This window comes from Bacillus cereus group sp. BfR-BA-01453, from assembly GCF_022662915.1.
GTDB lineage: Bacteria > Bacillota > Bacilli > Bacillales > Bacillaceae_G > Bacillus_A > Bacillus_A paranthracis.
Genome location: NZ_JAKUEN010000022.1, coordinates 1 through 12,755 on the forward strand (window position 1 = coordinate 1; position 12,755 = coordinate 12,755).

The window sequence follows — 12,755 nt, forward strand, 5'->3', positions numbered from 1 at the left end:
ATTTTGTGCCAGGGTTCAACATTGCAATTTTATCCACGCCTTTTGTTCCTACGAATAGTTGTCCAACAGCCAATATAGTATGACCAGCCGCGCTTCCATACCATTCTGCACCACTATACGAGTTACCATTGGTAACATCACGATTCCAAGAATCAGAAATTGTTTGTTTTATCGCATTGAACGTCTCGACTGGGTGAGAAACGACTTCAATCGTATTATTAAATGTGTCAATTGGATGGATAACTGCATCTGCAAGTCCTAATAATTCATCACCTATAGCGTCGCCCATTCCCTTTTTTAAGTGATAGGGGACACCTAATCCAGATTTTTCAAAAGCAGATTCGATTTCATCATCTATAGTGTCTTTTATTTTATTCACATCTTTATAAGCTACATCGATACCATGTTTAAATTTATCATATAAAGACTCATCGGAATTTTTTACTTTACTAAGATCTTCATAAGTTTCCTTGAGACCATGCCAAACCTTGTCACGTAAAGATCCATCATTTTTCTCACTATTTAACTTACCACACATTGCTCCTTCTTCAAGATTTCCGTCATATGAAGCATCTGTGGTACGGAATTTTTCGGCAATTCGTTTCAAATCCTCTTCCACTTGTATAATTGAATTGATAGCTGTAAAAGCTTTTGGTCTCGCATCATTGAACATTTGAATGAATTGTTGATTAGAGGCACCAATCCATTGAAAACATAAACGATCTATTTCATTACATAAATTATTATGTATAGATTCTAATGCGATTCTGGTATTATTCGCACGATTAGCGACGTCTTCTAGCATTTCAGGTGTTACTTTGATTTGAACCATTTTTTTCCTCCCTTTCCCCAATTAAAATTATGAGATAAAAAGAAAAAAATGTAAATACAGAAACTTTAGATTAGTATAATAATATTTATGTAAAATAAAATCTGCTTAATTGTAAATAAAGGTGATTTGTATATGAAATAAATAAAATCTCCCTTACTAGGTTAGCTTTTTATTTTGCATCAATAATATCAATAAATTTCAACGTCATATTATTGTAAAATGCATCCGTACAAATTATAGATTTATTCAGCGGATCAATGTCAACAACGGTCATATAGTTAGTAAGCAAAAAACCACCTTCGTAATATGTAATCAGTATTTCTTCCTCAGATAACAATGAACATAATAGCATGTTCTCAATAAGTTCTTGTTCATCCTGAGTTAATGTAGGTCGTTCTACCTTCGTTTTTTCTTTAACTATTTCACGGATACCAGCGAATTGCTCCGGCATCGCTGCGAATGGAGTCCATTTTACCATTTTTCTTCCTTTTGGCATATTAGCATTGTTCACGATTTGTGGCCTCCTATTAGTGTATTTCTGTATCTTGCTGTTGCACTATTTGTATACGAAATTCCTCGTAATATGCTGTTCTTACCAAATTTAGTGCGTATTTCGTCCATTACTTTAGTTAGTTTCATTTCTTTTTCTCGTTGTATTACATTATCGAATAGTGAGATTTGTTCTTCGCCTTCATTGATTAAGTTAGTTAAAGAAACATTTATGGTTCTAATGGGTTCCCCAGTATAAAACTCATGTAAAAAGTATGTACAAATCTTATAAATATCCATTGTTAAATTAGTTGGTCGGTTCATAGTGTGAGTTTTTCTGAAACCACCAGCGTAATTTTTACTATAACCAATAGAAAAATGGATAGTTTGAGCTAGTTTGTTTTGCCTTCGCATTCGATAACAAACTTCCTCAATATGTTCCAGTAGAATAATCGGGAATTCTTCTATGGTGTAATCACGCATAAGTATTTGACTCTTACCAATAGAAGTTGTTGCTGGAACGTATTTTTCTGATATACGGCTAAAATCAATGCCGTTGCTATGTAAGTGTAGTTCTTCGCCAATGACCCCGAAGCTTTGTTTTAAATATTTGAGTGGGTATTGCGCTAAGTCTCCGATTGAATGAATTCCTTTTCGGTTTAACTTTGCTTCTGTTTTACCTGAAATCCCCCAAAACTTACTAAGCGGTCGTATTGGCCATAATTTTATGGGTACATCTTCGTACTTCCAGTATGCTATGCAATCTTTCGTTTTCTTCGCTTCTACATCTAAAGCAACCTTGCTCATTAAAGGGTTAGGTCCAATTCCTATCGTGCATTCAATTCTTGTCTTTGCATATATTTCACGCTTGAATTTCAGTGCGAATTCATATGGATCGTTAGCAAACAAATGAATGCTATCCGTAATGTCCATAAAGAACTCATCGATGGAGTATTGATGGAAATCCTCAATAGGCACGTATTGTAGAGCCAACTTAGTAATGAAATTAGAACATTTTATGTAAGTACTCATAATTGGATTTACCACAAGGATATCTTTACAACGTGGTATTTCATATAATCTCGCCATTTTCTTAACGCCTAATGCTTTTAATGGTGGAGTTGCGGCCAAAACAATTGAACCACTCCTATTCACATCACCAACTACAGCCAATTTAGTATGAAGTGGGTCTAATCCCATTTTGATGCAGCTGACTGAAGCATAAAAGCTACGAAGATCTACACATAAAACAATTCGATTTGGCAATATTGAATAGTCATACACCGTTATTCCCCCTAAATAACAGAACGTTAGTTCTTATTATATACGAATGTATGTTCTTTTATGAAGAGGTTTTTTTCAAAAAAATAAAACAGAATACAAGGAAGTGGTTTTACGCTAGTTATTTTCTTAATTAAAGCAGTTCCTAACGGATAGCCCGTTGTAGTACGAAAGTCGTTGACGTCTTTTATATAATTATATATATTAATATAATGAAAAAGAGTTATATCCGTTGTTTTATATACTTAGGAGGAATTATAATGAATTTTAAACATGTACTTGTAACAGGATTAATTACCGCTACGCTATTCGGCACAACGAATACTCATGCACAAACTGCAGCTTTCACTGATGTACCAAGTGGGCATTGGTCTGAAAGTTCTATTAACTACTTAGCCGATAAAAAGGTAATTAGTGGTTATGGAAACGGAAGATTTGGTTTTGGAGACAATGTAACTCGTGGACAAGTATCTGCGATTATTTCAAGATACCTAAAATTAGAAAACAATGGATCTACAATCAAAAATTTCTCTGATATCCGTGGCCATATGTTTGAAAACAGTATTAAAGCAGTTGTTCAAGCAGGAATCATGAAAGGGGACAATACTGACAAATTTAGACCCGATGATACATTAACTCGATACGAAATGGCTGTTATCTTACAAAATGCTTTTCATTTAGCTGTAAAAACAAACGACCTTTTCCATGATGTTTCAAATAATCATTGGGCAAAAGACTCTGTTCGTTCATTGTATAGTAATGGCATCACAAACGGAATTGGAGACTATCAATATGGCGGAGAAATGAATGTAACAAGGGAACAATTTGCAAAATTTATGTATAATGCAATTTTTGTAAACCCTAACTTCGTTCCTGAGTCTATTCCTCAGAAAGATGGGGATGAGCATAATTATAAAGAAATTCATAATATATTGATTGATTCTGGGTTTGAAAAAACCAAATATAACTACCGATATGATAAAGATGGTAAAGCATATAATAACCTTATGACTTTTGAATTTTCTTCTGACGATGACACAGCATATAAAATGTTTATTTCTAGTGATGATCCTGTATTAAACGAGCCTGTGAAGAAAATCCTAAAAAACCTCTTACCAACTAAAGGAGATTATCTGTACAATATAATGCAAAATCCTACTGCAAGCTCTCGAACAATAGAATTAGATGGGCGCAATGTTGAAATTTATAGGGATGGCTATCATATAAACGTTCTTCTTGGAAAACGAAAATAGTAAAAGTTACTTATAGATGTTTTAAATGGTCCCTTTGCATAGGGCATTTAAAAGGAGCTGCCCATAAGTCGGTTTCACTGCTTATGGGACAGCTTCTTTTTTTATTTGCAAGAATTTCTTAACTGCTGATTCCATCATATCCGTTGTAGCGTTATGCGGCGGCCTATTCTTATGGTTGGTAGCCAGAAATGGAGATTTTCCCTAATAAGCCGCGCAGGGATTGGTTATATAGTGGTGCATATGCGATTACTTATTGAAATTGCTAAAGTTATTTTGTTGTCTCTAACAAGTATTGTTCTTTATATAAAAATAACTGTTTATCGTTATTAACAAACAACATATCTTAACTAAACATTCAAAATTAATTGTTTTATATTTCTAAAAGTTCTATATATTTACAGTTTATGCTTTTGAAAATATGATTAAATGGCAAGCTATAAAATATAAAAAAGGGGGATCTTTTATGTTAAAAAAGTTAGTAATAGGAACATTAGTAACTGGTATTGTATTAACTGGAGGAATTGGAGCTTCGGCAACTACATTTGAATCAAATTCATTAGCTGATAGTAAAGTAAAGAACGAAATAGCTAGATATGACATTGAACTTAAGGTAGGGGAGAAAAAAAGAGTTTCTGGAAGTTGGGCTTATTCTGAATTTGGAGACGGAAGTGTTTTTAAATTAACGATAGAAAACGGAAAATATTATGTTAAAGGTTTAAATCCAGGCACGGGTGGTATAGTAGTAGATGGAAAAGGAAAGTCAATTCTAGTGACTGAATAGCATACTTAAGTTAGAAGCTCTGTATAATCAGAGCTTTTTTATTTGCAGGAAAATCCTAATCATCATGGAATATTCTCACTAGGAGGTGTCGTGACGTTATGACGGACGAGATTGTTTATTCCGCTAGTGAAGTATATAGACGCCTAAAAATAAGTGATATATTGTAAAATAGTGATGAAATATAAGCTTAATGTGTTAATGAGGTGTATAAATTGAGTAATGAACGGGAGTCAATTATGGTCATAGATGTAAGCAACATTTATAGTGTAAAAGAATTGCACTTACTTCTTAAAGAGAAGCTTGAGTTTCCTGATTTTTATGGAGAAAATTGGGATGCTTTTTGGGATTGTATTACAGGATTTGTGTTTCCTTTGCCAAACAAAATGATCTTCGAAGGATGGTCAAAGTTAGAAGAAAGGTTACCGATAGATACAAAAATAATGAAAAAGTGTCTTCTTGATTATAATGAAGAGAATAGAAAGGATCCTGAATGGAAAAGTGAATTCTTATTTAATTAAATAACAGGAAATATTTACGATGTGACTAAGAATCCCTAAATGGGGATTTTTTTTATTTGCAGGAATTCCTTAACTATCATGGAATACTGTCACTAGGAGGTGTTGTGACGTTATGACGGACGAAATTGTTTATTCTGCTAGTGAAGTATACAAACGACTAGGAATAAGTGATAGCACCCTTAGAAAGTACATGGAAGTATTGTCGCGCGAGGGATTCGCTGTAAAGAAAGATAATCGCGGCAGACGCCAGTACACAGACAGTGACATTATGGTGATTGAAAAATTAATTGAACTGAGTAAGCATGACGGTATGACGCTAGAAAAGGCAGCGAAGATGATTGCGCAGCAAATAGAGAAAGTTAATCCGGATCTGATTCAAGAAGAGGCTGAGGAAACGGATTTAGTGCCATTCCACATTAAGCAGCAATTACAGGAACAGTATAGCGTTATGGCGCAAGAAATGAATCAAAGCATGTTAGCGATAGAAAAGCGATTGAGTGAGCAGGCAAAGCAGAGTAATGAGGAAATTAAAGCGAGTGTAGAAGCGCATAACGAGCGAGTGGAAAAACGATTGGAAGCGCGGGATGAGACGCTTATGAAGACACTACGTGAGATGCAGGAAACGAAGAGAATGATGCAGGAGTTTCGAGATGAGGTTGCTGCTGCGAAAGAAAAGAAAAAGCCGTGGTGGAGGTTTTGGTAATATCACAAAATCTAAAGTAGGGAAGTATATGATTATACGTCCCTACTTTAACTGTGATACCCGGCATTACATTTATTTTCCTACTAATATTTCTGTAATTTGTTTGAGTTTATCTTCAAGTTCTTTATTACGTTCGCGGGCTTGCTTCAGGTCATTCTCTAATTGATAGCTTGAAGATATTTCAAATACATCTGATTCAGAGAAATCATTATGTTCATTTTCTAAATTAACTAAATCTGCTAATTTTACATTTAAAACCTTAGATATACGATATAAAGCTTGTAAAGGCTGAACTGTGCATCCATTAACATAATCTGAAACTGTAGAACGTGCTATTTCAGTAAGTTCAGATAGATCTGTTTGGCGTAATCCCCTAGCTTTCATTATGAATCTAATATTACGACCAATCGATTCAGCTAACAGTATTTCTTCAGTTGTTTTAATATTACGTGTCATTTCTGTACGTCCCTCACATTTGAATATTTATTCCACTTCTTATTTACTCCCTAATGTTTCATAAAGACGCTTGTACATATCTTTATATGCTTCAGAATGACGATTAGCTAGATGGGTGTCTACAAAACTTTCAACAAGCATATCAATGATATTGTTAATTGATGTTTTCTCCATACCCTCTTGTTCTTTAATGAATGGTTTAAGGGTATTGAGCTTTAACAAAACAGCAGGTGAAATTTTAGCTGTTTTAGATGGAACTAAACGTTGATCTGGTTGCTCTGGTGTCTGTATTTCCTTTTCCGTGTTAACAGGATTAAGTTGGTCAGTTAAATCTGAAGCCTCGGTAATAGGTGTTACAGTTACTACAAAAGATTTACTTTTATTTTCCAAAGGTACCACTCCTATTTAGTTTTTTAATCTTAAACTGATAAAACTATTTTGCTTGTTATATAGAGGGGGGAAGACGAAAATATAGAAATATCCCTTTATGGAAATAGGGATATTTCTATATTTTTAAATTTCTGTCAACAGCTTGAATTTCCTTTTCTGTTCAGGCGTTAGCTCATTCTCTACATAGCGATCTATAAGTAAATCAATGATTTCATAAGCGAATTTTGTATTTGTAAGTTTCATTAATACTTCTAGTTCTTCTTTTGATTGATTAGAAATTTTAATGCTGCCTTGCTGATTTTTAAATTTCTTTTTTGGTTCATTTTTTTCGTTTCTTTTTTCTTTTCGAGTTACTTGTTTTTCTTCTGTTTTAGGTTGAGAAGGAGCAGCTAGTACTTCATTAGTTTCCTCTACAGCTTGTCCTTGCTCTGGTACATAAGGCTCAGTAGGTTCAAAGTTACTTTTCTTTCTGCCTAGTAAACCAGGAGTTCTCGCCATTTTACACACCAACCTTCATTTTTTCAAACATATCAATACGAGATAATAATTCATCACTAATTTTTTCGTATAGTTCAATTACATTCATATCATGTCTATCTTTTTCAGTAATACCATTAACATCAAATCGTTTAATACGTTCCATTTGAGGAACGATGTTTTTGAATAGGTTTTCTTCACCGAAAATTTCACGTGCATTTTCCATGATATATTCGTCAACCTTACCGTTGTTTTTTAATAGAACTGGAAGAATACCGACTACTTCAATATCAAGATCATATTGTTCTTTTAACTTGATAAGTTCATTAACATAATTCTCAGCACCAGTTAGAGAACGTTCTTGCGTTTGCAAAGCAATTAGAACGTAATCGGAAGCTACAACGGCGTTCTTTGTAACCTCTAGCGACATTGGAGGAACATCAATAAATATGTAATCGTATTTATGCTTTATCTTTTCAAGTAATCCTTTAAAGTAATGATCTTCTTCAGCTTCTGAAGAACAATTTTTATAAAGGAATTTTGCGAAGTCTTGAAAATCAACATAAGAAGGTAATAAATATAAGTTATCCGTAATCTCTACCTCAAGGCCATCTAAGTTCCCCTCTTGTATTCCTTTCATCAATGTTTTTTCAACAGTAACGATTTCATCAGGGTTAAGAATGGATTTAGTCAACATTAGAGATTTTGTTGCGTTACTTTGTGGATCAAGGTCAACAACTAACGTGCGTTTTCCTTTTTTAGCAAATTCATAAGAGTTCAATACAGCATTTGTGGTTTTACCGACTCCACCTTTGTAATTACCTACCGTAATTGTAATGGCCATTTTTAACACTCCAATTATATTTTTTGAAATTTCCCTATATCCCTTTATAGAAATAGGGAAAAATAGAAATAGGGAATTAGGGATATTTCTAACTATAGAAATAGGGATATTTCTATATCTTTAAAGAAATTATAACAATGATATTTGGGTTATGCAATAGAATCATAGACTTTGTAATTAATAACAAAAACGTTGATATCAAAAGATTCTTTAGACAATTAAAACAGAGATTAGTAAGAAAGAAATATATAATTTTGCAAGGAAGATAGAAGGTACAAAAATAATAAAAATAGGGAAATATAGATATAGGGAAAAGGGGAAATATCCCTATATCTATAAATAGAAAAAGGGAAATAGGGATATAGGGATATTATTCAAAAAGTGCGCAAATTCGCTGTTTACAAACAAAAAAGCTTGTTGTAACGTAATAAACAACAAGCAACATTCTACAAAACAAAACAGAATTTGATATTTTACATAAACGAAGATCATGAAGATCTTATGAGATAAATTAAAAACAACTGAATATGAACACAAAACAAAAAGCCACTCCCATATGCTAACGGCTACCAACCTTTAGCGGGAATGACTTACTCTAGCAAGTGTACCACCACTTGACTAGAAAAAACTGTATTTACCCACAGTGTTAACGTTTAAGTAGTGTACCACCACTAACCTTAAACAACTATGCCTTTTCACGAGGCTTCTTTGATATACCCATTTTATCTATTGTTTGGATAAATATCAACTAGTAAATACTAGTTTTGATTAATTTATAGTCCAAGAGATATATAACGGGCATCTCTAAACCTAGAAGTCTTGTGAATGTACAGGCCATTTAGGAATTTGGGATGCCTTTTTGTTTTGGTTCGCGTGGAATTGCCTGAAACCACGTAAATAAAAACTGATAAGCCGTAATTCCGTGCTGCTATACATATAGGAGGAACGTGTTACGTGCGTGGCTAGCTGTTGGTCGTGCAGGGGGTACAGAGTATGCGCCTACAAAAACAGCACCCCTCATTGGAATCCTGTTCTTCTGGTGAGGGAGGGCGAGAACTTGCCCAGGGACGATTCTCTAAAAGGTTCGGGTGGTTATCGTTAGCATTACGGTGCTAGGGAGTACATTCAGTTTGTCGTGTAGGGACGATATTACAAGGACAAGCCATAGAAAAAGGGTGTATGCGGTGAAAATCGCTGAGTGAACAGGGTCTATACATACGGATACCTTATAAGTGACCGCATGGCGAAAACAAGACGCTTATCCATCTATTTTGATCGATTACTTTTTTTGTAGTCTTTCAAAGTAGGGGATAAATCTGCCTTCCAGCCGTGTTCCATAATCGTTCCCACATGATAAAAACCCTCAAAACCTTCAGTCAAGCATAATTGCGAAGAAAAGATGAAAAACTTGAGATTGTTTAAGACCTAGGGGGAATGATTTACTAAGATAGAGGAATAAATAAGGAATTTTTACTTACTTGGATAGAGGATAAGGGGGCGGATGGTAGAATAGGCCTTATTGCTAAATTAGGTTTTACACAACAGATATAGTACGTGAAATTTAACTTGAATTTTAATTTTTAAAAGGGAGAGAACATTGATGTTTTTTCGTAAAACTAAATTAAATGAGTTAAAGAGAGAATTAGATGAGTTAAAGAGAGAACTTTCTTTTTATAAAGAAAGAGATGTACAACAAAGAAGAAGTAATATACGTTGTAAAGAATATCCTCATATTTTGTTAAAAGACACTAATAATTATATAATCATTGATTTATTGGATGACAGTCATGTTACTGCAATTTATATTTATAAGTTAGATCGCCCTGCTGAACAATGGATGTTTGATTTAGGATCTAATCTTGAAAATGAACGTGAAAGTTTTGCTACACTCATTGGAAAATTAGAATTCGGTTCAATTGCTGAAGGCAAGGCAGAGATAAAAAAGCTTACGGTAAATGAGGAATACAGAAATCAAGGATTTGCTACATATATGATGAAAAAAGTAATAGCTTGGGGGCGATCTCAGGATTTTTCAGAACTATATTTGACTGCTTGTACTACTGTATACAAACTAGGAAATGCGCTAAATCAAGATGAATTAGTTTCCTTTTATCGCAAATTAGGGTTTGAGAATATTTCTTCTAAATCAAATCGAATGACGTATAAATATTTTGATTCTGGTGTCGAAACTTAATAGTAGGTTCCCACCAACAAAAAATGCAGAAACATACGCTAAGTGAGTTATTGGTGGCACCTTATAAAAGTCATAATACATAAAGAAAAGACACCCTAAGGTGCCTTCCTCCGACTTGAACAATCTTAATTTTAATAATATGTATTGGTCTCCCATCCAAATATTATTTTTTCAATGTTATATTTTGTTATGTGTTTTAATTGCGGCTAACATCCAATTTTGCTTCAATTTCATTTAAGCTAGCTAGAGCATTTTTTAGTTTTTGATCGGAAAGCTTGATTGATTTTTGAGCTTCTTCCATTCTTTCATTCAACGGAGCTACTCCTTTTACTCCTTGAGTTACAGCTTTTCCAGCATTACTTCTATAGTTAGTTGCTAGTCCAAACTCTACTCTGAATTTCTCAATCTTTTCTTTTAATACCGGATCAGTTAACTTTGAGCCACTTTTAAATTCTGTATTTTTCTTGGAAAGTGCATCATATCGATTTGTAACTGACTCCATTTTTTCTTTTAAAGCGTTCTTGTCAAGAGATTCAGGGTCCTTGCTTCCTTCTCCCCAAATAGCTTTCCAGTCCTGATTCCAAATCTCATCATAGTCCTTTAACATTTCATCAATAGTAGGCTTAATTTCGTTTTTGTATGTAACCTTATCCGCATTTTCAGTTGGTTCAGTTGTTTCTTGACTCGGTTGTGTAGTTTTTTGAAGTGACCTAGTTTGCTCTTTTTCATAGAAGTCTACTTTAGATTTCAACTCTTTGATTTGTGTTTTTAATTCTTGCTGTTCTTTAAAGTGTTTATCGGTAATTTCATCCATATCTTTTTGTGAATACTTAGGTTTCGTATCTTCTGATTTGGAATCTTTAAAAATAGATACAGCAGCAATGACAACAACTATTACTGCGATAATTCCAATGATTAGTTTTTTGTTCATTTATGTTCCTCCTAAAATACAATATTATTATTATATAACAATTAAACAGTTATAGGTAGAAAAAAAGACACCCAAAGGTGCCTTTCTCCGACTTGAACCACTTTAATTTTAATAATATGTATTGGACTCCCATCCAAATATTTCAGTTCTTTTTGTATGTTATTTAAGGCAAACCTCTTTCATTTTTAAAGAAGTTCTTTGGTTCGTTTGAAGATAATCTCCAAAGAAGTCGTGTATCCTGAGGTTGTGAGAGTAAGGACTTGAACAAATTCCCAACCATCCTCAGCATGTTCGATAATAATACGCTTATAATCTTCTTTGGGTTGCCCTTTCCATCCATCAATTTCGACTTTCACAAATTTGTAATCATACATATTCTTCCACCCCTTTCTCCTAATTGTACCATTTAGAAGAAGCGATGTATTGGACTCCCACCCAAATATTATTTTATATATTGAGAAAGAGGCTATAATCTTTTATTTAAACGTAAAAAGCCCTAGAGGGGACTAGGACTTTTTGACAGAATGAAAATGATTCAAAAAAGGACTTATATAACGTAACATATGAATGTTTCATAAATGTATCGTAAAAGTGAACAAAATCTATATTCTATTTTTAGCTCGATGTAATTTGAGATTATTCCAATGATATTTCTTCTAATAGAATTGTATGATAGACTGTATGTAACTGTATATTGTGAGGGCGGGAGGTTGCTATCCTTTCTCTGATTCTAGAGAGAAAGGAGGTGACCGAATGGATTCTTTATTTAATTTATTGTATGACGCTGCTAAGGTATTCCTTACAGTATTTGCAACAGCTTATGCGAATGAGCTGGCGAAGAAGATTAGCAGTAAACGAAATAAAAGAACCGCCCCAAATGCCGGCAAGCGAAAGGGCGGTTCTAAACGCAAAAAATAAGTTTAAGCAACCGACCACCTTGCGGTAGCAGTTACTTGAAGAGATGTTAGCGCATCTCTTCTTTTTATTATATACACAAGGTATTACTGTAATACTATTACAGTAATTATATCAAACGTACATAAAAAATCAATGAGCACGTAATGGATATAATGTACAGAAGAAAAGACACCATAAGGTGCCTTTTCCGATAGTTTTTTTAGCAGAAGCAACTGCATCCGATAATGATTAATAGTATAAAGAGTACAACTAATAAAGCAAATCCTCCAGCAAAGCCGCAGCCTTCACCGCAAGTACCACCATATCCCATAACAATAGTTCCTCCTTTAGATCCGAGGGTAAAACTAGGGTTCATTCTATGGATTTTAACGGGTTCACCTTACTTTATGTTTTAATGAATGAATTGAGCACTTTTGGGTATCTTTGGTGTACGACATATCTATGTCTAATTACGAGTGTTACAATGTACGTAATTGAACAATATGATTTAGTTTAACGATTTGTTTTTCTTGTAAATTTGATAACATAAATTAATAAACAAACTGCCAATAAGGCTTGAATAATTCTAGTTACTAAGCTAATAATTGGATTAAAATCAAAACCTACTATAATGTGTAAAATTGTGTATATTGCGAAAAAGGTAATAGCTATTTGCAATAGTTTTTTCATAGAATATCCACCTTCTTTG

At 33.7% G+C, this 12,755-nt stretch carries 17 protein-coding genes and 1 pseudogene; 7 read left to right on the top strand and 11 right to left on the bottom strand.

Annotation, left to right across the window (positions count from 1 at the left end; translation table 11 throughout):
• From MR070_RS24920 to MR070_RS24930, 3 genes are all read right to left on the bottom strand, one after another.
• Window positions 1-832, bottom strand: an 832-nt coding sequence (locus MR070_RS24920) for a WXG100 family type VII secretion target (RefSeq protein WP_242262150.1), incomplete at its 3' end; no start/stop codon positions are given.
• Window positions 833-1,001: 169 nt separating this feature from the next.
• Window positions 1,002-1,343, bottom strand: a complete 342-nt coding sequence (locus MR070_RS24925; RefSeq protein ID WP_242262151.1) for a YolD-like family protein — start codon at window positions 1,341-1,343, stop codon at window positions 1,002-1,004.
• Window positions 1,340-2,605, bottom strand: coding sequence for a Y-family DNA polymerase (locus tag MR070_RS24930; RefSeq protein WP_242262152.1), 1,266 nt, complete (start codon window positions 2,603-2,605; stop codon window positions 1,340-1,342). Before MR070_RS24930 ends, MR070_RS24925 begins: the two co-directional genes overlap by 4 nt.
• Before the next feature lie 257 nt (window positions 2,606-2,862).
• Here MR070_RS24930 and MR070_RS24935 point away from each other — a divergent pair, with 257 nt between their 5' ends.
• The 5 genes and pseudogenes from MR070_RS24935 (at window position 2,863) to MR070_RS24950 (ending at window position 5,857) form a co-directional block, all read left to right on the top strand.
• On the top strand, window positions 2,863-3,855 hold the full coding sequence (locus tag MR070_RS24935) for an S-layer homology domain-containing protein (protein ID WP_242262153.1): 993 nt from the start codon (window positions 2,863-2,865) through the stop codon (window positions 3,853-3,855).
• Between the two features lie 133 nt (window positions 3,856-3,988).
• A pseudogene (locus tag MR070_RS27175) lies at window positions 3,989-4,185 on the top strand (hypothetical protein); the annotation flags it as partial.
• Window positions 4,186-4,318: 133 nt separating this feature from the next.
• Complete coding sequence (locus MR070_RS24940; RefSeq protein ID WP_242262154.1) at window positions 4,319-4,636, top strand: hypothetical protein; 318 nt, start codon at window positions 4,319-4,321, stop codon at window positions 4,634-4,636.
• Window positions 4,637-4,848: 212 nt separating this feature from the next.
• Complete coding sequence (locus tag MR070_RS24945) at window positions 4,849-5,154, top strand: barstar family protein (RefSeq protein WP_061403136.1); 306 nt, start codon at window positions 4,849-4,851, stop codon at window positions 5,152-5,154.
• Between the two features lie 112 nt (window positions 5,155-5,266).
• Window positions 5,267-5,857 carry a DUF3967 domain-containing protein gene (locus tag MR070_RS24950; RefSeq protein WP_242262155.1) on the top strand — a complete coding sequence of 197 codons (591 nt, stop codon included), beginning with the start codon at window positions 5,267-5,269 and terminating at the stop codon, window positions 5,855-5,857.
• A 72-nt stretch (window positions 5,858-5,929) separates the two neighbouring features.
• Here MR070_RS24950 and MR070_RS24955 read toward each other — a convergent pair whose 3' ends face one another.
• From MR070_RS24955 to MR070_RS24970, 4 genes are all read right to left on the bottom strand, one after another.
• Window positions 5,930-6,313, bottom strand: a complete 384-nt coding sequence (locus MR070_RS24955; RefSeq protein ID WP_242262156.1) for a helix-turn-helix domain-containing protein — start codon at window positions 6,311-6,313, stop codon at window positions 5,930-5,932.
• A 39-nt stretch (window positions 6,314-6,352) separates the two neighbouring features.
• A complete protein-coding gene (locus MR070_RS24960) occupies window positions 6,353-6,703 on the bottom strand; it encodes a hypothetical protein (protein ID WP_242262157.1) in 351 nt (116 codons plus the stop codon).
• A 123-nt stretch (window positions 6,704-6,826) separates the two neighbouring features.
• Window positions 6,827-7,201 carry a hypothetical protein gene (locus tag MR070_RS24965; protein ID WP_242262158.1) on the bottom strand — a complete coding sequence of 125 codons (375 nt, stop codon included), beginning with the start codon at window positions 7,199-7,201 and terminating at the stop codon, window positions 6,827-6,829.
• A gap of 1 nt (window position 7,202) precedes the next feature.
• Window positions 7,203-8,024 carry a ParA family protein gene (locus tag MR070_RS24970; protein WP_242262159.1) on the bottom strand — a complete coding sequence of 274 codons (822 nt, stop codon included), beginning with the start codon at window positions 8,022-8,024 and terminating at the stop codon, window positions 7,203-7,205.
• Window positions 8,025-9,624: 1,600 nt separating this feature from the next.
• On the opposite strand from MR070_RS24970, the gene MR070_RS24975 reads away from it, so the two are divergent.
• A complete protein-coding gene (locus tag MR070_RS24975; RefSeq protein WP_242262160.1) occupies window positions 9,625-10,218 on the top strand; it encodes a GNAT family N-acetyltransferase in 594 nt (197 codons plus the stop codon).
• Window positions 10,219-10,414: 196 nt separating this feature from the next.
• Here MR070_RS24975 and MR070_RS24980 read toward each other — a convergent pair whose 3' ends face one another.
• Both MR070_RS24980 and MR070_RS24985 read right to left on the bottom strand, forming a co-directional pair.
• Window positions 10,415-11,149, bottom strand: coding sequence for a DUF3450 domain-containing protein (locus MR070_RS24980; protein WP_242262161.1), 735 nt, complete (start codon window positions 11,147-11,149; stop codon window positions 10,415-10,417).
• A 185-nt stretch (window positions 11,150-11,334) separates the two neighbouring features.
• On the bottom strand, window positions 11,335-11,523 hold the full coding sequence (locus MR070_RS24985; RefSeq protein WP_074603356.1) for a DUF4177 domain-containing protein: 189 nt from the start codon (window positions 11,521-11,523) through the stop codon (window positions 11,335-11,337).
• 379 nt (window positions 11,524-11,902) lie between these two features.
• Here MR070_RS24985 and MR070_RS24990 point away from each other — a divergent pair, with 379 nt between their 5' ends.
• Window positions 11,903-12,067: a hypothetical protein gene (locus tag MR070_RS24990; protein WP_000377658.1), complete on the top strand. Its 165-nt coding sequence runs from the start codon at window positions 11,903-11,905 to the stop codon at window positions 12,065-12,067.
• A gap of 199 nt (window positions 12,068-12,266) precedes the next feature.
• On the opposite strand, the gene MR070_RS24995 is transcribed toward MR070_RS24990, so the two are convergent.
• Complete coding sequence (locus tag MR070_RS24995) at window positions 12,267-12,377, bottom strand: YjcZ family sporulation protein (RefSeq protein ID WP_002109682.1); 111 nt, start codon at window positions 12,375-12,377, stop codon at window positions 12,267-12,269.
• A gap of 182 nt (window positions 12,378-12,559) precedes the next feature.
• Window positions 12,560-12,736 carry a hypothetical protein gene (locus MR070_RS25000; protein ID WP_242262162.1) on the bottom strand — a complete coding sequence of 59 codons (177 nt, stop codon included), beginning with the start codon at window positions 12,734-12,736 and terminating at the stop codon, window positions 12,560-12,562.
• Between the last annotated feature and the right edge of the window lie 19 nt (window positions 12,737-12,755).